The 24,006-nt window shown below is 47.0% G+C and carries 23 protein-coding genes and 2 pseudogenes; 4 read left to right on the top strand and 21 right to left on the bottom strand.

The window, feature by feature from the left end:
• From PAEAM_RS13970 to PAEAM_RS13945, 6 genes are all read right to left on the bottom strand, one after another.
• Positions 1-1,041 (bottom strand): ABC transporter substrate-binding protein, encoded by a 1,041-nt coding sequence (locus PAEAM_RS13970; RefSeq protein WP_100527952.1) that lies wholly within the window; start codon positions 1,039-1,041, stop codon positions 1-3.
• A 137-nt stretch (positions 1,042-1,178) separates the two neighbouring features.
• The gene (locus PAEAM_RS13965) at positions 1,179-1,457 is read right to left on the bottom strand and encodes a hypothetical protein (protein ID WP_100527951.1); all 279 of its coding nucleotides are present in this window, start codon (positions 1,455-1,457) and stop codon (positions 1,179-1,181) included.
• A gap of 149 nt (positions 1,458-1,606) precedes the next feature.
• On the bottom strand, positions 1,607-1,894 hold the full coding sequence (locus tag PAEAM_RS13960) for a hypothetical protein (RefSeq protein WP_100527950.1): 288 nt from the start codon (positions 1,892-1,894) through the stop codon (positions 1,607-1,609).
• Between the two features lie 23 nt (positions 1,895-1,917).
• Positions 1,918-2,514, bottom strand: a complete 597-nt coding sequence (locus tag PAEAM_RS13955) for a chloramphenicol phosphotransferase CPT family protein (RefSeq protein ID WP_100527949.1) — start codon at positions 2,512-2,514, stop codon at positions 1,918-1,920.
• A gap of 46 nt (positions 2,515-2,560) precedes the next feature.
• Entirely contained in the window at positions 2,561-2,911 is a 351-nt protein-coding gene (locus PAEAM_RS13950; RefSeq protein ID WP_100527948.1) for a hypothetical protein, read from the bottom strand.
• Between the two features lie 87 nt (positions 2,912-2,998).
• On the bottom strand, positions 2,999-3,565 hold the full coding sequence (locus PAEAM_RS13945) for a histidine phosphatase family protein (RefSeq protein ID WP_100527947.1): 567 nt from the start codon (positions 3,563-3,565) through the stop codon (positions 2,999-3,001).
• Positions 3,566-3,804: 239 nt separating this feature from the next.
• On the opposite strand from PAEAM_RS13945, the gene PAEAM_RS13940 reads away from it, so the two are divergent.
• Entirely contained in the window at positions 3,805-4,407 is a 603-nt protein-coding gene (locus PAEAM_RS13940; protein WP_100527946.1) for a hypothetical protein, read from the top strand.
• Between the two features lie 50 nt (positions 4,408-4,457).
• Here PAEAM_RS13940 and PAEAM_RS13935 read toward each other — a convergent pair whose 3' ends face one another.
• The 7 genes and pseudogenes from PAEAM_RS13935 to PAEAM_RS13905 all read right to left on the bottom strand — a co-directional run bounded on the left by PAEAM_RS13935 (position 4,458) and on the right by PAEAM_RS13905 (position 14,602).
• Positions 4,458-4,937 carry a hypothetical protein gene (locus PAEAM_RS13935; RefSeq protein WP_100527945.1) on the bottom strand — a complete coding sequence of 160 codons (480 nt, stop codon included), beginning with the start codon at positions 4,935-4,937 and terminating at the stop codon, positions 4,458-4,460.
• Positions 4,938-5,052: 115 nt separating this feature from the next.
• Positions 5,053-5,697: a DUF3885 domain-containing protein gene (locus PAEAM_RS13930; protein WP_100527944.1), complete on the bottom strand. Its 645-nt coding sequence runs from the start codon at positions 5,695-5,697 to the stop codon at positions 5,053-5,055.
• A gap of 153 nt (positions 5,698-5,850) precedes the next feature.
• Complete coding sequence (locus tag PAEAM_RS13925; RefSeq protein WP_100527943.1) at positions 5,851-7,893, bottom strand: B12-binding domain-containing radical SAM protein; 2,043 nt, start codon at positions 7,891-7,893, stop codon at positions 5,851-5,853.
• 405 nt (positions 7,894-8,298) lie between these two features.
• A complete protein-coding gene (gene recQ, locus PAEAM_RS13920) occupies positions 8,299-10,179 on the bottom strand; it encodes a DNA helicase RecQ (protein WP_076251653.1) in 1,881 nt (626 codons plus the stop codon).
• Positions 10,180-10,535: 356 nt separating this feature from the next.
• Positions 10,536-10,831 (bottom strand): annotated as a pseudogene (locus PAEAM_RS13915) (Rpn family recombination-promoting nuclease/putative transposase); the annotation flags it as partial.
• On the bottom strand, positions 10,828-12,579 hold the full coding sequence (locus PAEAM_RS13910; protein ID WP_243391357.1) for an ABC transporter ATP-binding protein: 1,752 nt from the start codon (positions 12,577-12,579) through the stop codon (positions 10,828-10,830). The pseudogene PAEAM_RS13915 and the gene PAEAM_RS13910, both read right to left, overlap by 4 nt.
• A gap of 202 nt (positions 12,580-12,781) precedes the next feature.
• Positions 12,782-14,602, bottom strand: coding sequence for an ABC transporter ATP-binding protein (locus PAEAM_RS13905; protein WP_165789917.1), 1,821 nt, complete (start codon positions 14,600-14,602; stop codon positions 12,782-12,784).
• Between the two features lie 114 nt (positions 14,603-14,716).
• On the opposite strand from PAEAM_RS13905, the gene PAEAM_RS13900 reads away from it, so the two are divergent.
• Entirely contained in the window at positions 14,717-15,610 is an 894-nt protein-coding gene (locus PAEAM_RS13900; RefSeq protein WP_100527940.1) for an AraC family transcriptional regulator, read from the top strand.
• Between the two features lie 23 nt (positions 15,611-15,633).
• Complete coding sequence (locus PAEAM_RS13895) at positions 15,634-16,158, top strand: DUF5412 family protein (protein WP_100527939.1); 525 nt, start codon at positions 15,634-15,636, stop codon at positions 16,156-16,158.
• A gap of 349 nt (positions 16,159-16,507) precedes the next feature.
• On the opposite strand, the gene PAEAM_RS31790 is transcribed toward PAEAM_RS13895, so the two are convergent.
• The 7 genes and pseudogenes from PAEAM_RS31790 to PAEAM_RS13870 form a co-directional block, all read right to left on the bottom strand.
• Positions 16,508-16,654, bottom strand: coding sequence for a hypothetical protein (locus tag PAEAM_RS31790; RefSeq protein WP_165789916.1), 147 nt, complete (start codon positions 16,652-16,654; stop codon positions 16,508-16,510).
• Positions 16,655-16,826: 172 nt separating this feature from the next.
• A complete protein-coding gene (locus PAEAM_RS32615; protein ID WP_347707869.1) occupies positions 16,827-17,423 on the bottom strand; it encodes a tetratricopeptide repeat protein in 597 nt (198 codons plus the stop codon).
• A gap of 324 nt (positions 17,424-17,747) precedes the next feature.
• Positions 17,748-17,936 (bottom strand): annotated as a pseudogene (locus PAEAM_RS32610) (glycosyltransferase); the annotation flags it as partial.
• A 471-nt stretch (positions 17,937-18,407) separates the two neighbouring features.
• Positions 18,408-19,154, bottom strand: coding sequence for a class I SAM-dependent methyltransferase (locus PAEAM_RS13885; RefSeq protein WP_100527937.1), 747 nt, complete (start codon positions 19,152-19,154; stop codon positions 18,408-18,410).
• Positions 19,141-20,544, bottom strand: coding sequence for a nucleotide sugar dehydrogenase (locus PAEAM_RS13880; RefSeq protein WP_100527975.1), 1,404 nt, complete (start codon positions 20,542-20,544; stop codon positions 19,141-19,143). Before PAEAM_RS13880 ends, PAEAM_RS13885 begins: the two co-directional genes overlap by 14 nt.
• A gap of 75 nt (positions 20,545-20,619) precedes the next feature.
• Positions 20,620-21,609 carry an SDR family NAD(P)-dependent oxidoreductase gene (locus PAEAM_RS13875; protein ID WP_100527936.1) on the bottom strand — a complete coding sequence of 330 codons (990 nt, stop codon included), beginning with the start codon at positions 21,607-21,609 and terminating at the stop codon, positions 20,620-20,622.
• An 18-nt stretch (positions 21,610-21,627) separates the two neighbouring features.
• Positions 21,628-22,317, bottom strand: a complete 690-nt coding sequence (locus PAEAM_RS13870) for a glycosyltransferase (RefSeq protein WP_076327223.1) — start codon at positions 22,315-22,317, stop codon at positions 21,628-21,630.
• A gap of 312 nt (positions 22,318-22,629) precedes the next feature.
• Here PAEAM_RS13870 and PAEAM_RS13865 point away from each other — a divergent pair, with 312 nt between their 5' ends.
• On the top strand, positions 22,630-23,340 hold the full coding sequence (locus tag PAEAM_RS13865) for a GT-D fold domain-containing glycosyltransferase (protein WP_100527935.1): 711 nt from the start codon (positions 22,630-22,632) through the stop codon (positions 23,338-23,340).
• Between the two features lie 215 nt (positions 23,341-23,555).
• Here PAEAM_RS13865 and PAEAM_RS13860 read toward each other — a convergent pair whose 3' ends face one another.
• Positions 23,556-23,963: a hypothetical protein gene (locus PAEAM_RS13860; protein WP_076327225.1), complete on the bottom strand. Its 408-nt coding sequence runs from the start codon at positions 23,961-23,963 to the stop codon at positions 23,556-23,558.
• Positions 23,964-24,006: the final 43 nt, after the last annotated feature.

The following is a 24,006-nucleotide window of genomic DNA, read 5'->3' as shown; positions in this document are numbered from 1 at the left end:
TTAGTTCGATCCGAGCAGGGCTTCCGATGCCTGATCTACAATCAGATTAATCGCAAGAGGTCCGTAGTATGCAATCCACAGTGTTGAGTTTACGTCATACGTGTGGTTATTTTTCACAGCATCAAGGGACTTCCACACGGGATTAGTCAACATAGCCTCTGCCTCTGCTGCGAACAGCTCATCCGACAGCACAAAATAACGATCTGCCTTAATATCAGGGACTTTCTCCATGGAAATTTCAACAGAAGTATCATCCTTGATCTCTTTAACGAGTTCAGGCATGTTCAAGCCCAAATCATTATACAAAATGCCGCCTGTGCGGTGCTCGATGCCATGGACACGGATACCTTCTTTACGCGGACGAATCAGAGCGACTGTTTCATCTCCCATTTTCTCTGTCAGCTGTACCTTCAGGCCAGCAACTTTTTCCTCATAGGCTGTGCGCACTTTCTCAGCCTCGTCCTGCTTGTCTGTAATTTTAGCAACCGTAGCTAACGTATCCCGCCAGTCTTCGTAGAAATCGAGTACCAGGGTAGGAGCAATTTTGCTTACACCCTCATACTGTTTTTCTTGAAAGTCCGTCATGATAATTAGATCTGGGTCGAGTGCAACAATCGCTTCCAGATTAGGCTCGTCCCGTGTACCCAGAACCTGTACGTCACTCGGCTGATCGCCTAAGTATTCTGGAAAATCCGTATTACCTCCAGCGATAACACTACCTGCTGGCTTCTCGCCAACGGCTAACATTTGATCCAGAAACTTAACATCCAGCACTGCAATTTTCTGTGGTTTTTCGTTTAGAGTGATGTCACCCTTCATACCCTTGATCGTTACGGGAAAAGCTCCGTCCGTCTGCGTTTCCGCATTCGCAGGTGTCTCCGCTGGTGTTGCCGCAGATTGCATACCGCTATCTGTACTTGTTGCGGCACCGCAAGCCGTCAGGACTAGAATAAGGGCCATCATCAAGCCCATAAGTAATCGTGATTTGTGAGCAGCATAGGCTTTGTTACCAGCCGCTTGCCCCTTTGTTCCTTGTTTCATTTGTGAATCCCCCTTATGTATGATACTGATAATGATTTTCATTATCGAAACATAAAGAGAGTATATACGATCTCCGTATCGTGTTACCATGTACTTTTGCGACATTTCAGCCGGACTAATGCGACATGGCAAGCCTTTTATCCGCCCTTTAATTTCTCAGCGATATACCCTTGCAGTCGGTAGATGTCCGAAAGAAGCTCCTCTTCCTCCGGCGTATTCCCATACTCCCCTAACCAGCGCGGTGTTCGGATATGCCAATCATCTGTCAGGTATTGCTGTTCATCCCGATACTCCAAAATATGTCCCAGGAAATATTCCAGTAATCCAAAAGATTGTTTACGACTATCGTTGATGATGGATTGTGTTTGTTCAATGATTGCCTGTAACATGTGTTGAATATGATCTTCTGGATTCATAGCGTTCTCCCCCTTGTCCAGCAAAGTTCTAAAAACAAAAAGAGGAAGGCCCTTCTCTATTCCATAGAGAATCAGACAACCTTCCAATCTTCTTTTCAAAACATGAATCATGTATTAACTCATCTGATGTAGAACTCATCATTTCGAAGCTACTCTGGATATTCCCTTGATGCCTCGATCAATTTATTTTCTTCATCAAAAACGTTCAGCACTCTCTCAATGTCATCCACTTCATAGCTTCTAACAACAATCAGTTGCTGCATATGAAGACCTGGTGGGTCAATGTCCGGTCGAGACAAATTATTTAGCAAACGTTCTGGTGTATATAAGATGCTCCATCGTCTGGAACCATCTGTAAAGACCATCGTGATCTCTATCCAATTCCATTCTTCCGAGTTATCCGATCTCACCTCATCATCAAAGCGCCAGCTTACCATCCTTGGTCTTAAATTCATTTCTTTTACGGTGTTTTTACCTCTCTTCTGCTTAACTTCTTAAATGCCAAGTATTCCTGATCAGACTTCATATAACTTAATATTTTTTCCGCACATGTAGCTGAGCTAAGCTCTTCCGTATTCACTTCCAGATCATATTCATCATAAGAGTAGATGTAGTCGAACTGGGAATGGGCAAGTCCAATCTCGCGATCTCCCCTGCTCTGCTCTCTTCTGGTGAGTTCTTCTTTCGAGCACTGCACGCCTACAAACAATATCGGATAATCCGATAGTAACTCATAAAAATCATTAAACCACTTGTCATTGCTGATGACCGTATCCACGATGACATTCAAACCCATTTCCGAAAATAGCTTAATGGTTGCACAGTACATCGAATTGATCGGGTCGAACAGGATATCTGTCATGACATGGTGCTCTACTTCTCTAGTTGGTTTCATATCTGGATATGTATTGTCGATAAATTGATCATAATTATGCAGAAATTGATCTACAGATAAGTGATGAAACGGAATGTCTCCCTGATTTTTCATTTCCATCGCAATGCTTGTCTTCCCCGAACTTGACGTTCCGTTCAAAAATATAATGAGTCCTCGTTCCATATTGATCACCCTTATCATTAAAATTGGAAAACGCTGTTCTGCTGAATTACCACTCTCTCCATTCTTCCGTAATATCTTCATCCTCATGGATGTCTAATCCAGCCAGCCTAGCCGCCTTGTCTATAAAATCAGCCAATTCTTCACGTTCCATCGTCTCAATAAAATAACCATTGGCCTCATTCATTTCATTAAACCTAAGCACAACTTCTTCTACAGCCTTCATCATGCGCTCAGAATCTTGCGTTTCTTGTAATGCTATTAATTGGTGCAAATATGTATCCAGGGCCTGATCAGACTTGAGTAATCTCTCTTCTGTGAAGAGCTCATCTCCGCCTTCAATCATTCTCTCCTTCCATAGTTTCGTTGGTTTTTCATGAAATAAGTTTTGTAATGTCAATGGAGTCACCCCTTCCATATTTAATGATATCTATATTTTACCTGTAACCAAAATTATGAACAACCGTTCTCGCCTTTCACTTTCACCCTATTCGTTCCATAGCTTTGTCACGTTCTCTAATTCCATCTCGTCAAATTGTAATCGATAAATGTCCGGTTTCTTGGTTTGATTCATAAAATCCAATCCGAAACTCGAATCAAAGTAGTTCATCATCAACGTCATTACATGTCCGTGTGTGCCGATCGCCACTTTTTTACCCTTGTATTCTTCTAAAATCTGTTTCAACACGCCCACTGCTCTACTCTGGCAAACCGTGTTCGACTCGCCTCCTGGCAATGCATAATCCGGGTCATCAAACATCTTCTTCGAAGCAGGCTCAAACTCTTCATCCGCAATCATATCATCTGAAAAATGCCTTTCCCGCAGATCCTCCATGATCTGAATATCTAATTCTAACGCTGCTGCCACACCCTCTAAGGTTAGAATCGCCCTGGCATAAGGACTTGAGACGATGGAATGTATTCCTTCATTCGTTAATATTTCCGTTATTCGTTCTGCATTCATCTTGCCCTCCAGGGTAAGCCCCCTCGTTCTTTCCGTTCCTTCCGTATACGGTGACTCCGCATGCCTAACCATATAAACGATGGTCTTCATAGGACCCTCCTTGGGTTTCTTCTATCAAAATTTATGGTCACGCTTTAGGTCCTTCAACATATTCTGTCTTTCCGTTCCAAAAATCAATGAAATGGTGCCATCATATTTTAGATACTGAATTAATTCAGGATTGATACTCTGTCAGACATTTAATTTACAGTAATTTTCAGATATGTGTATAGTAGAAATGAAGCAAGATGCTTTCAAAAGAAGTTAAATCTAACGGAGAGGATGAGATCATGTCTTTTTTCAAAAGGAAGGTTGTACTAGTCTCTTTATTCGTACTGGCTATCTCTGCTGCTGCAATCGCTTACGCAAACGGTCAATCGAAACCGTACGTGCCCATTCATAAAGTCGTCAACCTTTCAGCCAACTCTTTAATATTTCATGAAATAGATAATCTGGATGCGTTCGCCGAACTGATCGTTATTGGTTATGCAACAGAAGATTTCAGAGATCGAGAGCATGTTATTACTGCATTTGATGATGGGACCATGCAATCCTTTCACACCAATACAAATATTAAGATTGAAAAGATATTGAAGAAACCCGAAGATTTCCCTTCAGATCAGAACGAATTGAAGATCATTGAACCCGTTAGCCTGGAAGGAGACGTCAAATATACAGTTGATGACTATGTAGAACTACAGAAGGGTGATAAAAGTGTGCTTTTCTTGATGAAAAACACCTTTGGTGATTATGGATTAATCAATGATAACTTAGGCAAATTCAGCCTTGAAGGGATAACTCAATATAGTTTAACTCAATCCTCCACTGCAAAAGAGTTATCAGAATACGAAACTTTCCGTGACTCCGTTATGGAGAAGTACCACTTGAATTAAGGTTTTCATCAAACAACGGTGACCTTTGCGGACATAGCTGCCCCTTCAATCTATTGCACTTCTTTATCAAGGCTTACGTCAAATGATGAAGTTATCGATTTTTGTCTAAAATCATTGGGTATCACTTTAATCTCCACGTTTAGATGTATAGATTCAGGCAGATTCATTTCAGTTATATTCTCATAACCAATGAAGTAATAATGCTTCTCGTCAAGTTCTATCAAACCGCCACCTGTTGAGCCAGAAGTTGAAATCAAATGTCCGTCATGATAAAGCTCACAAGCAATATTATATTCCTCCAAACTGAACCCTTTCACTTCATATCCAACCTTGATTTGATTTTCGGTGTAATCAGCATTTCGTAAACTAATCGCACCACCATCGACCATTTGGGTCTGAATTGCAATATTTGCTTCGGGCATCTCTGGTTTCTTTAATAAATATCCTACTTTTAGGTACCATATAGCTCCTACTACAACTACAGCAAGTACAATCATAACAATGATAAACTTCTTTTCTTTTTTATCCATAATCTTTACTCCTTACATCTGAACACTCTTGAAGTTCTTTCCAAACCTGTGTTTCAAATAATACATTATCCCTGCGCGATCAACATCAGAAAATTGTATTGGATCATCCAACCCACTATCCTAAAAATACCTTGTTAATTCTGTCTCTATCATTATCTAAAATCCAATCACTATATTCTTTATAAATACCCCTCAGCTCTTCCTTTGATGCTGAAATAACATCGCAACCTCTATCATCATAGATATGAAATATCGTTTTCTTACTTATATTAATGAAATACACCCTATGATATATCTTTGGCTTAATTCCAACATCATGATTACATATAGCTTTGATTAACTGATTATATTTCAAGTCCTCAACTCTACATTTAGTCCAGTACCTATACATGTTGTTCCTTGGGTCTGAGATGTCACCTGTTTCACAATCCAGACCTGGAAATATCTCAAGGCTCAAGGCTCTAATTGGCCCTTTCTTCTTGATATATTTTCTGTACAGGTTCAATTTTTTCACTTTGTGTTTAGGCTTATCTGCAAAATAAGCTTGAGTTATTAATAGGACTTCATCTTCTTGATCATGAAGAGCCTTAAATAGTTCAAGTGATCGATGATAAACTTTTTCCATGTAATGCTCCGTATTCATTCCAAACATCAGAGGATTGCCAAGTTCGAATCGTATTGCAACATCCCAATTATAAAAAAGAGGTGGCTCTAAGGTCAGGTTTGGAAAATGCTCTGCCAGGTACGTCTTCAGATCCATTCTGTGGCCTCCGTGTCTTCTAGGTTTTTTTACAGTACCTTAATATGAGAGCTTTGCTGTTGTAAAAAAAAGCGCCCCGACCTCATAGTCGTGGCGCTTCCTCTTGCTACATGGCACCAATTAGCCCATTCAGCTTATCTCAGGCCGCTGCACCTACATGGCAGCGGCTTCTTCTCCCAGCGGCAGCGTGTAATACTGCGCCTGCTGCCCTTCATGCTGCTGGTACACAACGACCAGCAGCGTCCGGCCTTTCGCGGCAAGCGGGCTGGCGCCAGCTAGCACACGCTCAAGCCGGAACGGAAGCACATCCAATACGGTGTGCTTCTGCAGTTCCTTTTCGCCGAGACCAAGGTCGGCGAAAGCACGGGCACCCATGACCGTCTGTGCGGTCATGGCCGAGGTCATCGGCAACGCACGCGAAGCGTTGCCGTCCACCATGTCCGCCGCTCCATCCGCGGCGGACCCTGTTGCGTCGCCCGAAGCAAGCGACGCTGCACCCCCGGCTTCGCTGCCGATCACACCCGCCGCATCTGCGGCAGAGTCTTCTCCGGCAGCAGCCGAACTTGCCCCAGCGGCACTCGGACCCGTGCCGCTGCTTTCCAACCATGCCGTGCCTGCGGCGCCGGCAACACGTGGCAGTCGAACGTCTTCTGGACGTTCAGCCAACGTTTTCATATAACCCGCCCACTGGTCTTTCTGAAGCGGATCTTCCCACCAGATTTTGCGTGGTTTGTATTTGTGGCCGAGGAAATAATCCAGCTTCATCAGGCCGAGCACGATATCCATATGCGGCGTATTCCGCGACTCCAGGAAGCTGTGCAGACGAGTAAACAGATCCTCCAGTTGGTGACCAATCTTCTGCCAACCCTGACCCTCCCAATAATCCCCAAACGCCTGGAAGAAATCAAACGGTGAGTTGAACTCTTGCTCCATCAGATACTTCAGCGTATGGTCCATCCGGTGTGCGTTCCAGTATTTCTCCAGCACATCCTCCAACCGTTTCAAGCGCACGATGTCGCTGAACGGGAGCACATCACTGCCCAGAATCTCATACGGCGCGTGATCCATGTACGTATAGTTGTACTTCTCCGCATCCAGACGCAGACCTGTACCACGCAGCATTTTGAGGAATCCCAGCTGAAGCTCTTCCGGCCCCAGTGCAAACACATCGTTAAACGTTTTGCGGAAAGTATTGTAATCTTCCTCAGGCAATCCGGCGATGAGATCCAAATGCTGGTCGATTTTGCCACTGGCTTTCACCTTGTTCACGGTCCGGCTAAGCTTGGTAAAGTTCTGACGACGTTTCACCAGTTCATTTGTCGGATCGTTCGTGGACTGAACCCCGATCTCGAACCGGAATGTGCCCGGCGGCGCATTCTCTGCCAGATAATCGAGCACCTCGGGACGCATAATATCCGCCGTAATTTCAAACTGGAACACCGTCCCCTGATGATTCTCAATCAGGAATTTGAACATTTCGAGCGCATAATCCCGCTTGATATTGAACGTCCGGTCCACAAATTTGATCAGCTTCGCGCCCTTCTCGATCAGGTACAGAATGTCCGACTTTGTCCGCTCAATATCGTAATACCGCACGCCTACCTCAATACTGGACAGACAGAACTGACAACTGAACGGGCAGCCCCGACTGGTTTCAAAATAAACAACCCGCTTCCCAAGCTCCGGAATATCCTCTTCAAATCGATGCGGTGAAGGCAGATCGTTCAGATCCGCTTTTGGCCGTCCTGGCATGAGAATGACTTCTTCCCCTTTGCGATACGCCAGTCCATACACGAAGTGGAACTTCTTGCTTCCTTCCAGCTCCATCAAAAGCTGATGCAGCGTCTCTTCCCCTTCACCCATCACGATGAAATCCACATTGGGAATCCGGTTCATCCAATATTCCGTGTCGTAGGACACTTCCGGCCCGCCCAGCAGAATTTTCACGTTCGGCATAACCTTTTTCAGATTATCAATGACCTTAATCGTCTCTTCGATGTTCCAGATGTAACACGAGAAACCAATCACGTCCGCGCCGCGCTGGTACAGATCAGACACAATATTCATCACCGGGTCCTTGATCGTATACTCCGCCAGGTCAATATCAAAATCCTTCTCACTGTACGCCTTCAGACACCGCAACGCCAAAGAGGTATGGATGTACTTTGCATTTAATGTAGAAAGAATAACCTTCATGGTTCACAACCTTTGCCTGGACACCCAGACCATATTTTTTTTGGTAAAAAGTAAGCTGCACAGCCATCCTGCCCCGGATGCTGTTCATCTAAACCTCTTTTGAACTAGCCATTCCATGTCTCATGGACATATCTAACTTTTGTCTTTCAAAGAGTGGACACTCTTTTCAAAAAGACATATACACCCCGCCAAATCCAAACCACAACATACAGTACGGACCACATAAAATAAACCTACATGTTGTATACGATACGGTCAGCCATTTCTAACGCCAATGTCCACCCTTTGAAAGACAATTCGCCACCATTTGTCCACTCTACAGAGACGCGACGACCAACTTCAAGATTGGAAAGTGAAAATTAACAATTCATACTCAATTCACTCTTACTCTTACTCATTTCATACTCACTCATACTCGTAAAACGCATCATCATCCGTATCCACTTCTTCGCCCGATTGCTTCTGGAAAAACTCCAGGAACGGCAGTCCGTACTTGCGGTACTTGACCTCACCGACCCCTTTGATATCCAGCATGTCACGTTCTGTCTGTGGACATACCACACTCATCTCACGCAGGGTCGCGTCATTGAAAATAATGTACGATGGTACATGCTCTTTCGCCGCCAGATCACGCCGGATCAGACGAAGTTGTTCAAATACCGTCTCATTAACCGCAGATGGCATTGCATCGCGTCCGCGCCGTCCACCATAGTTCGTACCCGAAGCTGTTGCCGCTGTCTTGCGGACGACACGTTGCATCACTTCACGCTGGCCTTTGAGCACTTCCACCGCCAGTGGCTGCAAACGCACAACCGGATACTGTCCCTCAGACAGCATCAGATATCCTTCGGATACCATCACGTTGATGATCTCCGATATCTCACGCTCTGTCCGATTACCCATCACGCCGTAGGTTGGCAGAGAGTTGAAGCCATAATCAAGCACTTTTTTGGCACGGGAGCCTTTGAGCACAGAAGCGACCAGCGATACACCATACCGTTCACGCATGCGGTGAATGCAACTGAATATTTTCTGTGCATCAATCGTCATGTCTACCAACTCGCGGTCGTCCGTACAGGAACTGCAAGTACCGCAAGGTGTATCGTCATGCACCTCACCGAAATAATCCAGTTGCGCACTGCGCAGACAACGCGTTGTGTAACAGTAATCCACCATCTGTTGCAGCTTCCGGTAATCGTTCTGTTTGCGGTCGCCGTCCATCGGATTCTGCTCAATCAGGAACTTCTGGGTGATAATGTCCTGTGCCCCGAATAACAGAATACACTGGCTTGGCTCTCCATCCCGGCCTGCACGTCCGGCTTCCTGCACGTATGCCTCCATATTTTTCGGCATGCTGTTATGAATAACGTAACGCACGTTCGACTTATCAATCCCCATCCCGAACGCATTGGTCGCCACCATCACTCGAATATCATCGTACAAAAAAGCTTCCTGGCTCTGGGACCGTTCATCGTCCGTCATCCCGGCATGGTAGCGTCCTGCGGGCAATCCCGCTTGCAACAAACGCTGATGCAGATCGTCCACGTCCTTACGAGTCGCGGCGTATATAATACCTGGCTCACTGGCATGCTCGCGCGCGTAATTCAGAACAAAATCCTTCTTGCTCTCGCCACGCAGCACGCTAAACGCCAGATTATCCCGCCCAAGTCCGGTCACATATGTCTGCGGGTCCTGCAAACGCAGCAAACGCAGAATATCGCCCATGACCTCGGGCGTCGCTGTAGCCGTGAAGGCCGCAACCACCGGCCGCTCCGGCAAACTGTCCACAAACGGCGCTACCGCCAGGTAGCTTGTCCGAAAATCATGCCCCCACTGCGATACACAGTGGGCCTCATCCACGGCAACGCAAGAGATCGGCAAATAGCCCATCTCCTCGCGGAACCAATCCAGCTCCAGTCGCTCAGGCGCGACATAGAGCAACTTCAGCTCACCGCGCTGCGCCGCGCGGATGCGATCATTCACTTCTTTGCCGCTCAGTGTACTATTAATATACGCGGCAGCAATTCCGGCGGTCGTCAACGCATCGACCTGGTCCTTCATCAATGAGATCAACGGGGAGACAACAAGCGTCAGACCCGAATATAACAGAGCGGGGATCTGATAACAGATCGACTTACCGCCCCCAGTTGGCATAATACCCAACGTATCTTCACGTTCGAGCAGGCTGGCTACGATCTTTTTCTGTCCCTCACGGAAGTCGGGGTAGCCATAATATTTTTGCAGGAGACCCTGCGCTTCTTCTAATGTAGGTGTTTGCACACTCATGTAAAGACTCCTTACTTATCACCGGCGTTTTTCCACCAGCTTGGTCCGATCCGATTCTGACATCCGAAAGCGGCTCATATGCCGCATCCTTGACAACAAAATGGCGTTCTCATGACTTGTCCGTCAAGCAAACGCCGCTCCCTTTAGTTTAACGGCCCAGCCCCGAATGAGCAACCGCGTTTTACTGTAAAACGTTTGAAGCTTCTTCATTAAAATAAAAACAACCGTCCTGCCCTAGTTGGACAAAACGATTGTTGTAAACTTTTATTCACAACCGACACACTCATATCACGCTAGTGTACCCATACCCATTCATCTGGTGAAGCTACTATACCTTACAACTTTACAACTTCACTTTAATCTTTTAACGACTCTACCTCAGACTCCGGCAAGCCACTGGCCTTTGCAAATTAATAGTAACTTCGAGTCCTAGTGAGAGCATGTTCTTCGCAATCTCAATTGCCTTGCTTTTTTCCCCTTCTACTAATCCCTTTTCTATCCCCTTAGCTATGCCTTTTTCCGTAGCCCACTCAATCATAGAAGCTTCGTCATGTAAATATTTCTGGCGCTCTTCATACAAACGACGTGCTTCCCGATCCTGACTCAAGAACTCCAGCGTATCGATTACTTTTTTAATCCCAGATTCATTCATGTTGTATCACCGCCTTTTGCATTCATACGATAATACAATCCTTTCCTCTGTATCAGTTGTTCATGAGTTCCATCCTCGGCAATTCGGCCATGTTCCATAACAAGGATGCGAGAGCACTGACGAGCAACCTCCATGCGATGTGTGACAAGCAATCCTATGCTGCCTTTCATAAAGTTCAGCAAGTGATTCATCACGTTCTGTTCTGTCTGAATATCCAATGATGACGTTGGTTCGTCCAGAATATAAAGATCGGATGACCTCAAGAAGAGTCTGGCAAGCGACAGTCGCTGTTGTTGGCCTCCAGATAGATTGGCCCCTTTCTCATGCAAGATTGCTGCGTATTGTCCTTCCTGTGCCTCAATATATTCATGCAAACCTGCCTGCTCTGCCGCAAACTTCACTCTGTCCAATGTAACGTCTGAACTCAGATGAATATTGTCTTCAATCGTTCCTGTGAAAAAAGTTGGTCTCTGTGGCATATACGTCAGTCTGGATTGATTATCCATCTCTACATACTCTGCAACATGTTTATCACCCAGCAATATGCTTCCATTTGTTGGCTCGATCAACCCCGCACACACTTGGCACAGTGTAGATTTGCCAGCACCGCTGGCTCCAACTACCGCAACCAGTTCACCAGGAACCAGATTAAACGTAATCTGATCCAGAATCTTCCGACCACTGTTTTCATCGGTTACCATAACCTGTTGAAGACGTAGCATAGCAATTTCGTTCTCTTTATGTGCCCCTTTTTGTGTATTCCCTTGATCTTGGTTACAAATTCCCTGTGCAAGCTCCTCGTGCTTAGTATTGGATGCGTCTGTCTTCTTGTTCTCCGCCAATTTCAACCATGCAGAGATACGTCCAAATGCACCCACGCTGGCTTGCATCTGACTCCACTGGCTGGACAAGCCGAGTACTGGCCACACCACCAGTTCAAACAGCAGACTACTTGCAACAACCATGCCCGGAGACAAAGTTCCCCTAGCCGCTGACAAAGCAATAAGGAACAACGCTGCCAATTGAGCCAAACCAAACACCGCCATCGCCACGTTATCCGACATGCTCAGGGTCATCTGCAACTTGGCATGAACACGATTCAATGATTGCTGTTGTGTCCGAAATCGAGCGAGAAACCACGGTGAAGCATTATACATCTGAATCACCGGTATCCCTTCAACATACTGTTGGATCTGTTCTTGGGACTCGCCTTCCCTGGATTCGACCTCATCGGACAGATGTACAATTCGCTGATCATACAACCTCGCCGTAAACCAGATTGCCCCTGCACTTACCAAGGCGATAACCGCAACCCATGCATCTGCTCTGTACAAATAACCCAGCGATAGAGCAATGATGAATACAACCGTAACACCCTCTGCAATAGCCTCCACAACTTCTGCACCATGCTTCGTGTCTTCCTTGATGCGAAGCATCACATCCCCGGACTTCTGTCTGCGCACCCAGGAATAGGGCATCCGGTTTAACAGTTTCAACAGATCCATGGACATATCCCGTTGCATCGATTCCTTGAGCCGTACCAGCACATAACGATGCATCGCGAGTAATACGATAAACCCTGCCAGAATGGCGATAAAGATGATCGCTGTAGCATTAAGCTGCTCCTGTCCCCCATCATGAATAGCATCCACGAAGAATCCCTGTACAAAGGCAAGTCCCCAATCAAAGACCGCATCTGCGGCGATAAAAATGAGCAAGATCGCTACAGCTAATCCATAAGGCTTCATCCAGCGAAAAATAACGGGCCATACCGTTGCCAATGATACAGCTTGTTTCGGGTCATCTGGAACATCACTTTCGTTCATCTGATGATGAGCTTCATTTTCGATATTTTCATTTTCATTATTTTCATTTATCTCATATGCTCCGCTTTTCTCATGACTGCTTTTCATTTCAACGTCATCGGCATATGCTGCATCTTCAATCTTGTTACTCATGCTGTTCCTCCACTTCCGTATCCTGCTCCGCAATATAACTTCGATATCCGTTTGGACGATCCAGCAATTCACGATGAGTCCCCGTATCTTTGACGCGTCCTTTCTGAATATAGATGACCTGATCTGCCCGTTCTATCAGCGATAATCGATGAGTAACTGCAATAACCGTTGTGCCTTTGTCAGCAGTGATTCGGGCAAAAAGATCATTCAACCGTTGCTCATGCCACGGGTCTTGAGATGACGTCGGTTCATCCAACAGAAGAATATCCGGGTTCCTCAGCATCGCTCTGGCTAGACTAATACGCTGAAGCTCACCACCCGACATCGTCCCGCCTTGTGGCTGAAGCTCTGTCCCATAACCGAGCGATTGACGCATAATCGCGTCATGTGCATGCGTCATGTGGGCCGCAACCTTTACTTGATCGGCAGATATCCCTTCTTGTCCAAAAACAATATTCTCTTCCACTGTTCCTGTGAAAATAAAGGCTTGTTGCGGAGCATACACCTGATTGACATTCCCTGTCTGAACTTCGTGCATATCCTTCAGTGAATTCTTCTGATTCATGACCTGGATCGAACCAGTAACAGGTCTATCTAGTCCGGCTATCAATTTCAATAACGTGGTTTTCCCGCATCCACTTGGCCCCGTGATTACAGTAAGCTTTCCTTTCTTGGCCTCAAAAGAAATATCTGTTAACACTTCTTCTTGCTCCGCATACCTATAAGACACATGCTGCACGTTGATACCAGCCGGTTTAGATTGTTTTTCAGGCTGTCCTAAATGCATATCGGACTGTACATATGTATTTGTACCGGTATTAGCAACCGTGTTCTTTCTCTCCAAATCCAGCACCTCAAAGATTCTGGACGCATGAGAAGCCGAACCAATAAAATCATTCCACAACCCAGATAACGATTCAATCGGACGTGTTAACTGACTGCTTGCTACCAGAAAAGCTGCCAGTCCGCCTACATCCATATGTCCATTCAGGACCTGCATGCCGCCTAGATAGAGAATCAGAATCATGCCACCATACGTGGAGACCCGTCCGGCTGCTTCCGAAAGTCGTTGTAACACAGATACAGACATCGTATGTTTGAAAACCTGATCCATTCGACCTTTAAATTGATGGTGTACATAACCCGCGAGTCCGTAACTTCGGATCTCAACCGGGGCTTGGATGATTTCTGTCAGTATCTCATCTCTTGATGCTGCACTGGCATTCAACTGATCATGCCGTCTTTGTAGACATTTACCCAGTCCTACTGTTACAAGAGGATAGATCAATGTGAATGCAATGATAGCCAACGACAGCGGCAAGTTCACCCAGCTGAAGTAAGCAAAGGCAAGAATCAGCTGAATGATATTTTTGGCGAGTTCAATGCCATGTTGGTTGATCCCCTTCTGTGCTTCCTTGGCTGAAGTCCAGACCCTAGAGGTTAGGTCACCCGTATGATAATGTGCCAGATCACGTGTCTCTGTGTTGCTAAAGGATGAGAGCAGTAGAGACTGCACAGACAATAATGTCTTTTGCTGGAATAACGTCTCGACCCTCGTCATGAATGCGGTTACAATCAATCGTAATACTACAATGCTAACGCCTATGATCAACCCTGAGTAGAGTAACGAAAACTGTCCTTCAGTCGCGCCTTTGACCAGTCTTCGGATCGATTCCAAATAACCGACCTCAATCAGGGAGACCAAGCATGCGGCGAAAAGTAACAGAATGATGAACATACGGTACTTGCCCGTTATTGTCCATAATCGAGTTAACATGCCTAACGTTGTATAATTTTTTTTGTCAGCAAACATGGATGCTTTCTCCAATCTTGTCATTAAATTATGTACTTGGTTATGATATCATCGGTGATAAGGAAAAAATGAACATTTATTGCTGTAAGTACTATTAGAAGTAGGGAGATTGATATGCAACATGATCTGCTAGACACACTGGATAAGCTATTCGACTACATAGAAGACCATATTCAAGACAAATTAACGCTGGATCATCTGGCATCTGTGACTCATATATCCAAATTCCACCTGCATCGCATGTTCAAACATGTCAGCGGACAACTGCCTGGAGAATACATTCGCTCACGCAAATTGGCACGCAGCCTGGAGCAATTGGTGAATCTGAACTGGAAGATTATCGATATCAGCGGACATTACGCTTTTGAACATGAACAATCCTACATACGTGCTTTCAAACAAGCCTTCGGCATTACACCCCTGCAGTATCGCAAACAGGGAGCTGGAAACCTTGAATTCACAGCCCGCATGACTTCGTCCATGATCACAACGCTTCCATATGGATATATTTTCAAACCAACGTATGTACGAAAACCGGCTATGAAACTCATTGGGCAACGGTCCCACATTCGGTATGCAGATAACGAAGAGCACTATGAAGCCAATTCAGCAGGCAACGACTTTTTTGCAAAACACTTTCATTCGATTCCTAACGTGTTGCAACCCAACGTATATATCGGATTTACCAATGAAATTAACGAGGATTACAGTACATATCAGCCGTCTGTAGAGGTCACCAGTCTGGATCATATCCCTGAAGAACTGGACGGAATTGAGGTCCCGGCCAACCAGTATGCCGTATTCAAATTTGTCTGTGATTTCCACCCAAGTCTGATCAACATTGATCATCTGGACAGTGTCTGGACATTTATCGATGAATATTGGCAGAGCCATTCGGGGTACGAGAAGAGTGATCCCTACTATTTTGAAAGAATTGATGGCAGTCTGGCTCAGGACCACTACGGAGAGTTGGACATTTATATTCCTGCAAAGCAAATTTCACTGTAAGGTGCAAATGGAGGTTCAACCTTATGGATCAAAATACTCAAGCTAATTCAAGTTCATCCTATACAGATTCTCGCAAACCTTGGATACGTAGACACCCTATTCTCACTACATTTACATTGTTGATTCTTGTACTATTTGCCGCTGTATTCCTGTATTTCTGGCTCCGTCCTTACTTCTCCACGTTTGACCGTTCCGAGCTGGGGGAATTGAGTTATTCCATGCCTTCAAGGAATGGTGATTATACTGCCGAAATTTACGGTGTACCTTACGGTGGTGCGGCAGGCGGCGTTACAATCTGGGTCGATGTTAAGAAGACAAATGCACCTGAGGACGCCACAGTAAAAACGATCTATCGTGCCAAGCACCACGGAAATAACCATCTCGAATGGGACAGTGAAAACACACTTCGGATTGAAAACTGGAATGAATATACGGATGAGACCATGACCCTCAACATCGATGACGAAATATATGATGGATGGGGCTGGGCTTGCAAAAGCTTACGGATGAAAGATCAGTCTGTGCGATGCCTGGCACCCGAAAAATAAAACAACGTAGCAGCTAATATGACGAATCTGAACACTCGAGGTCTCATCTTGATGAGTAATCCTCACTGCACCGCATGTCAGAAGTTCCAACACTCTGTATGCCTTGTGAAAATTTCACCAAATGCTACTTTCATTACACCATGGCAGGAGATACACGCGGCACGTGAAGCATTAAAAGCCCCACTCGCCGACTCTTTCGGTTAAGCGGGGCTACGCTTGTTCTACATGTTATCGTGTAATTACTTATACTTCATTGGTGGTTTAATATGCTTTTTCACTAACAACTTCGTACTATAGAACTTTAAACATAAGGCAGCACATAACTTATCTATCACATCTATTCTACCGCTTAATCATAAGCACCTTCTGCTTCTGCTTCTGCTTCTGCTTCTGCTTCTGCTTCTGCTTCTGCTTCTGCTTCTGCTTCTGCTTCTGCTTCTGCTTCTGCTTCTGCTTCTGCTTCTGCTTCTGCTTCTGCTTCTGCTTCTGCTCGCAATTGTGCCTTACACTCTATTTCCACTCAACCCTTATTTTCACTGATAAGCCCTATCGCATCCTACCAGCAACGGATTAGTTTTTGTTGTTATTTCACTTCTACTTCAATCTATTTTCTCTATCTCTACTCCCGCTTCAAACCCTTCTGTACTCATCTGTCCCAGTTCGTCTCCCTACTTACGCGGTGACACTTCACCACGTTCTTCCCGCTCCTTCATCTCTTTGCGTACCACAACTTCGAGCTTCTGCCGATTGGCAAGTAATCCGGGATCGTTGGGCAAGTACTCTCGGGCTTTGGTGTTATGCATGAGTGCCTGCTCCCAGTTGCCCAGATGAGCATAACAAAGGGATAAACGGGCATGTGGCAGCCAGGTACGGCAAGCCATAGGTACCGGGCGCAGGCCCGGATCGCGGCTGCTCACGTCCACCGCCTGCATATACCAGTAGATCGCCGAAACTGGTTCCTGCCGCTCATGGAAACAGGCCGCAATGGCACAGCAGAAATCGGCATGTGGCAGATCATACTGGAACGACTGCAGCAATGCTCCGAGCTTACGGCCCGGCTCACCCAGTCGTTCATAACATTCCGCCAGCCGCGCGCAGGCAATCAGGCGATCCTCGCGGTAACCGCTTGGCTGCTCCAGCAGCTTCGTGTATCCGCGTGCCGCCGCCGCATAACGCTGGCGGTCATAACATTCGCCTGCATAATAAAATAGCAGGCGACCTTGGGCTACGCCCTCTTCGGCGATCCATTTGCGCAGAATGCGCACGTTTCGTGCCGAATGATGTCCCGCTTCGCGGCGATGCGTGACGGCAATGTCTGCCGTAATGACCTCGCCCCGCGGGAAGCTAAGCTGCTCGTGCAGCCGGCCATGCCAGCGGCACCCGGCATCCCACTTGACCAGGCGAAGGCGTCGGTCCGTCACAAGGGGACTCCCCTCCGCTCCCTCGGCCAGCGTGTAGTTCAAGATCACAGCTTCCGTCTTTCCCCCGGACGGAAGCTGCTGCTTCAACACCTCCAGCTTCGCCCGTTCCGCGGGCAGCAGCACATCATCCGCATCCAGCCACAGGATATACTCCTGCGTGGCCTTGGCGAATGACTCATTCCGCGCTGCGGCAAAGTCTTCCTTCCATTCATACGTGTAGACATGATCGGTATACTGCGCAGCGATGTCAATCGTGCGATCCGATGAACCGGTATCCACAATGACGATCTCGTCCGCGATGCCGGCAACCGAGTCCAGACAGCGCGCCAGCGTGCGTTCCTCGTTCTTCACAATCATGCACAGACTGATGGTGATCACTTTTTGAGCCCCTTCCTGTCGTACGCGTATTGCGAAATGTCATAACGGGTTTGTTCTTTCATTGACCAGGTACTGGTACTAAGCCACTCCAATTTTCTCTTCAAACTTACGATTAACTTGTAAACCAAGAATCAGCGCTACCACTACAAGAGGCTGCTTTCACACTCATTCTCCCAAATCTCAAAGTTCAATAAAGAATTCATTTCATTTTCACTGTGGCTAACGAACTGAGGTGACGCTATTTGGTGTATTTCAGCCACTTGGAAAATGTAACGAATCTGAGACCCGCTATTCTCGCATTATAGGCATCCATTCGTCGTTTATCGCAGCTTCAGATGAAATAGCGCCGCTGAGATTCGTTACATTTCTCATTTCTCCAAAATCATCAAAATAAGGCGTGTGCGATTCGTTAGAATACCCCTGCCCTTGCCACTGTCCCTACCTTCACCGCTACCCTTCCCCACTCTCCTGACGGCGAAGTCGTTTCACCTGCTCCACCGCACTGTCCAGTGCCTTCTTGCGCTGTTTCATTACGCGGAGGTGCTGATGTTCCACCTCAGCAAAATGGACATGATCCAGCTCCATCCACTCCAGCAGTTGATCCAAAGTCGGCGATATATGCAGCTGTGTACTCCGCCGTTTGCGGGCCACGCAACATAGATATTTATGATGAACTTCGAGTTTCAATACTTCAAAATACGGCATCAGGGTCATCGCCAGGCTTCCCGCATAGAAGGTCTGCTTGTGGTCATAGAACGGGTGATACCCATACGGCACAGTCACAACCAACGTCCCATCACCTTGCAACAGCCGATAAATCTGGATCAACAACGTCTCCGGATGAGCAAAATGCTCCAGCACTTCTCCAAGCAGCACAGTATCAAAGGCAGTCCTTACTTTCCATTGCGTAATATCCAGCATTCGAAAATCTACATTATTTCTAACCGGCCGGGATTCTTTGGCAAGCTCAGCTTGCGCATATCGGACACTTTCTTCTTCCAGATCAATCCCTGTTACACGAAATCCTTCCCGCGCCAGCAGAATGGACGTAATGCCCTGACTGCACCCGACATCCAGAATGCGTTTGCCTGTCGCCTCACGACACATCCAGTGGATACGCGTTCTCGTCGCTTCATGAGAATCTTCCGAATTAATCTCGCCGTAATAGCGTTCACTCACTCGATCATGATTGGCCATAGGTTTCTCCCGTTTTCACCCGGTGAACCGGCTGACCCAGCACCACAATATTTCCCCCGAGGCATCCGGCCGTTGCATTGCGTGTATCAAAAATCAGCTTTGCATGATCTGCCATCTCCTGATAATTGAATCCCGAATGATCCGTGGTGATGATCACCAGATCAGCTCCTGTCCATAATTCTGGCACCGCTGGACAAGAGTGCAGCACTGTACCATCATCCTTACGGAAGACAGGCACCATTGGATCGGTGAAAACAACATCTGCGCCCGCTGCGCTCAGCAGCCGATAAACGTCCAGCGCTGGCGATTCACGCAGGTCATCAATGTCTTTTTTGTAAGCCATACCCGCCAGTACAACACGTGCTCCCCGCACAGATACACCATTCTGCTCCAGCAGCTCCGCGGCACGTTTCACTACTCTCTCTGGCATTTGCCGATTGGTTGCATCCGCCAGCTGAATGAATTGCAGCTCCGATCCCTGACGGTTTGCAGCCCAGGACAGATAGATCGGATCGATTGGAATACAATGCCCGCCGATGCCGGGGCCTGGATAGAATGGCATATAACCAAACGGCTTGGTTGCCGCCGCATTCAGTACTTCCCAGATGTTTACCCCCATCTGTTCACAGGCCGGGGTCAGCTCATTCACGAGTGCAATATTGACACTGCGAAATGTATTTTCGAACAGCTTTGCTGTCTCCGCTACCGTTGTTGAACTTACCGGAACAACTTCGTTGAGGAACGAGCCGTAGAACTGTTTACCATAATTCAGACAAGCGGGTGTCGAACCGCCAATAATCTTCGGGGTATTTTTCACACCATAATGCACACTGCCCGGATCTACCCGCTCTGGAGAATAACAGACGTAGAACTGTTCTCCAGCTCGCCAGCCGTTTGCCGCTTCAATCGGTTGTTTCAAGCGTTCCTCCGTTGTGCCCGGATAGGTCGTGCTTTCTAATATAACCAGGCTGCCTTCCTGCAAATACGGAGTCATGCCATCCACCGCCGCCGAGATATACGAGATATCCGGTTGATGCTCGGCGGTCAGTGGGGTGGGCACACAGATCACAATGACATTGGCCTGTGCCACCGCTGCATAATCGGTGCTTGCCGTGAATAATCCAGCCTGCATAAGCGACTGCACAACATCATCTTCTATACCTATGACATACGAATTCCCGGCGTTCAGCTTGGCTACCTTGGAAGTATCGATGTCAATCCCGTGGACTTGATAACCGGCCTGTGCTATCTCTACAGCCATGGGTAAACCAACATAACCGAGACCGATGACAACAGCTTTTAGGGAGCGGTCATTAATATGTTGTATTAGGGCACGTTGCTGTAACTCTTCATTTCCTTCGTGCTGGTTGTGCTTATAATTTTCTTCCATTCCTTCCACCTCCAAACGCTCCGCCTCCCCTCGGTGGGTGTGTCTGAAAACTCCGAACGAGTTTTGAGACACACCCTAATCGATATAGCCTCCTGCACGCAAAAACCGGGCAATCACTGGTTTGTTCATCATGGCACTGTCCGAGCGATACTCGGAGAAGTTCACACGTGGCAGACTGCTGTACTGATCCGTCAGGCTCTTGTCCTTGTGCTCCGGAAGGATGACATAATACTGTGCATCGTATTGGTACGTACGCGGCGCTTCAAAGGGCGAGATCAGCACTTCATGTAATTTCTCGCCTGGACGTATTCCCGTCACCTTATAATCGAAGGATGGACGACCTGCCTGTTCCAACATGACGGATGCAAGTTCCGTCATCTTGCAAGCTTTCATTTTCATCACAAAAGTCTCTCCGCCCACGGCCGCCTCAGCCGCCTTAAGAAGTAAATGTATAGCTTCGGTACGCGTCAGGAAAAAACGGGTCATGCCTATATCCGTAATGGTCGGGCTTTTGCCTTCATTGATCTGACGCCGGAACAAAGGCACAACACTGCCACTGGTTCCAAGCACATTGCCCCCGCGGATGCAGACAAACCGGGTACCTTCACTTAGCCAGTTGGCACGGATCATCATTTTTTCACCCAAAGCCTTGGTCATGCCATATACGTTAATCGGATCTACCGCCTTATCGGTGGACACATCGATGACTTTGGCAACCTGCATACGTATCGCAGCCCGAATAATATTCTGCGTCCCGATTACATTGGTCTTGAACGCTTCATCAGGCTGGTCCTCACAGACCGGAACGTGCTTCAGCGCAGCCAGATGGAAGAGCACATCCACACCTCTGCATGCATCTTCCACTGCCCGATAATCGCGGATATCCCCAATGATGAATCGCAGACGTGGATCATGGTTGAACTCTCGCTGCATCGCAATCTGGGCGTATTCATTACGTGACAGAAGGCGAATCTCAGCCGGGTCCTGCTTCAGCAGTACCTCAGTCAGCTTTTGACCCCAGGAGCCCGTTCCTCCAGTGATCAGAATCGTTTGTCCTTGAATCATGGATGAATCCCTCCCTGATCAGATCATGAATTCGCGTAGTACCTGTGCCATCTCATCCCGGCTTAACCGGTCTTTGGGTGGTACCTTTTTGGTTGAAGTATTGCTCGAATGTACGATGTTGACATAATTGCGCGGAGCAAGCAGCTCGTGCGGCAGTTCAATGACATTGCCATGTGTACCTCTGCCCGGAAGCTTGACCCGGTATCCTGCTGCGTATTCGGCTGTCTTATATAAGTAGACATAGAACTGTGGAGAACGGTGAAACGCTGGGGCCATCTCGTTATTCACACTGTCCCACAGATATCCGTTCTGGTTAATCAATGCCATCGTCTGCTGCTGTGGTTGAATATCGTAGAGCTGTTGAACAAAGGTTTTATGGTATAAATCATCCGAATCCAGACGGGCAATATAGAGTTGCTCCGAACCATTGGCAAACGCCAAAATGGCACGCACACTCTCCATATTGGTTCCAAAACGAATATTGGAAGGAAGCGGCTCCTGACCCGCCAGAATCTCCTGCATTAATTCCCCGGATTCCTTGGACAACTTCACCACTGTGAGAAAATCCTGATTCGTCTGCGCCTTCAGGCAATGCAATGTGAACGTGCGGAAGATGCTCATCCGACGCTCCAGCCATTCCCGCGTTAATCGCTGCGGGTCCATCCCATAATTGTTGAAGTTAATCTCAATCACAACTTTCCTCGACATAACATGCCTCCTCATGAACGCTACAAGTTCCGTTTGTCGGATACAGACTGTTTTCATAGTTTTGATGCCGTCTTCCTATGAAAATCATCTTCGATCTATCTGATCGCTTACAAGCGACATCTCGCTTGTGAATCCAGCACTCTATATGGTATGAAACGTTGATAGAAGCGGTACCGACAGATGTACTAACTTTCATATAAATAGATTGATATTCAACCAAGGATGGCGCCCTTTGGGTCGAACGTACATATCGTTACGGTAGTCACAACATAGAATAGAACAGTTCAATTTTCAAAGGAGGCAACCCATCAAATGAATTCGATCTATCTTGAAATGGAAGGTGTGCTTGATCAGCTCGAAGCGGCACTTCGGGAACACCGACCGCTGTCTCTTGTAAGAGTCGGTGATGGCGAGAATATCGTCATGTCTCAAGAAACCGTATGGCCCACGGAACAGGTCCTTCAGGAGCGTTGGGCCAAGAAAGCCAACCTAGGGCAAAAGGGACTTCGTCTTCCCAACCCGAAACTACGGGATGAAGTCGCCGCTTCCTTGCAACGTGCCGATATCGTGGGCATTCTTCCTCGTGGTGACAGCACCATTAATGCTCCCGATTATCTCAAAAGACCCCTGACCGACATGGTATTTGCACACTTTGGCATCTCTCCTCCGATGACTTGTCATGCCTGTGTTAATCGGGAACTGGCGCAGAACCCGCGTTTCTGGCAGATGCTTGCAGGCAAGCGTGTGTTACTCGTTACTCGTGAGATTGAGGCACTGCGTGTCATGCTCGAACGTGATCCGTATAATCTGAACATTGTGACTGCCCTGCCCTTCGACAGCTATGATCAAATGGATGAAACGCTGCACTGGATTCAGAATAATCAACATACCTTCGATGTCGCTCTCTTCTCCTGTGGCGTCAACGCGGTTATCCTTGCGGAGCGAACAGCTGCACTTGCAGGCAAAGTGGCCATTGACTTTGGCAAAGCCAACAACATCATTCTGAAAGGCCGTGCCAACTGATCCTGACAGTTTCAAACTTTAGTTTCGTGATTTGTATTGAAACGTGCAGATGCTTGTACGGCAAAAACCCCCGACTTCTTGAGCCGGGGTTTCTTGCTGAGCGCTAGTCGAAACCTATCGCTGCATTGTCTTGCGTTTCTGGGGTATGAAGCGAACTCTGCCGTCAACAGAAGTGATGACGAAGCACTCTGCCTGTTATATTTCGCCTTTCACTACTAACCGGTGGCTGCAATACCGTATAACATCTCCGGCCCGGTTCTTACTGCTGTGGACACCCCCGAGATGAACGAAGTATACACACTTTCCAATGCTGGTGGTGCAGACAGATCCTGAGCAGTGAACGAATGGAATTCGGCACCTCCGTTCTGTCCAATCGTACCTTCAGCACGGTAGATGATATAGAAAGGATCATATAAAAAACCTCGCACAAGCTCCACAACAAAGGTATCTCCCAGTTCCCCCGTAACACCTACTGTCCCGTTCAACGTAATAATGGGATTCACCACACCCTGCGTCTGTAGACCAATGGTGCCAAAAGCTGTGGGGGAATCTGACAGTGACAAACCGGGCTGTCCTACGGTTGCCGAGTTCATCGAAGTTCTCATATCGAGAAACACGCCCATGAGTAACACCTCCAATGCTATGGGATACCCTATCCTATGAATC

The organism is Paenibacillus sp. GM1FR (genome assembly GCF_002803315.1).
GTDB lineage: Bacteria > Bacillota > Bacilli > Paenibacillales > Paenibacillaceae > Paenibacillus > Paenibacillus amylolyticus.
This window is presented reverse-complemented; position numbering and strand designations above follow the sequence as displayed.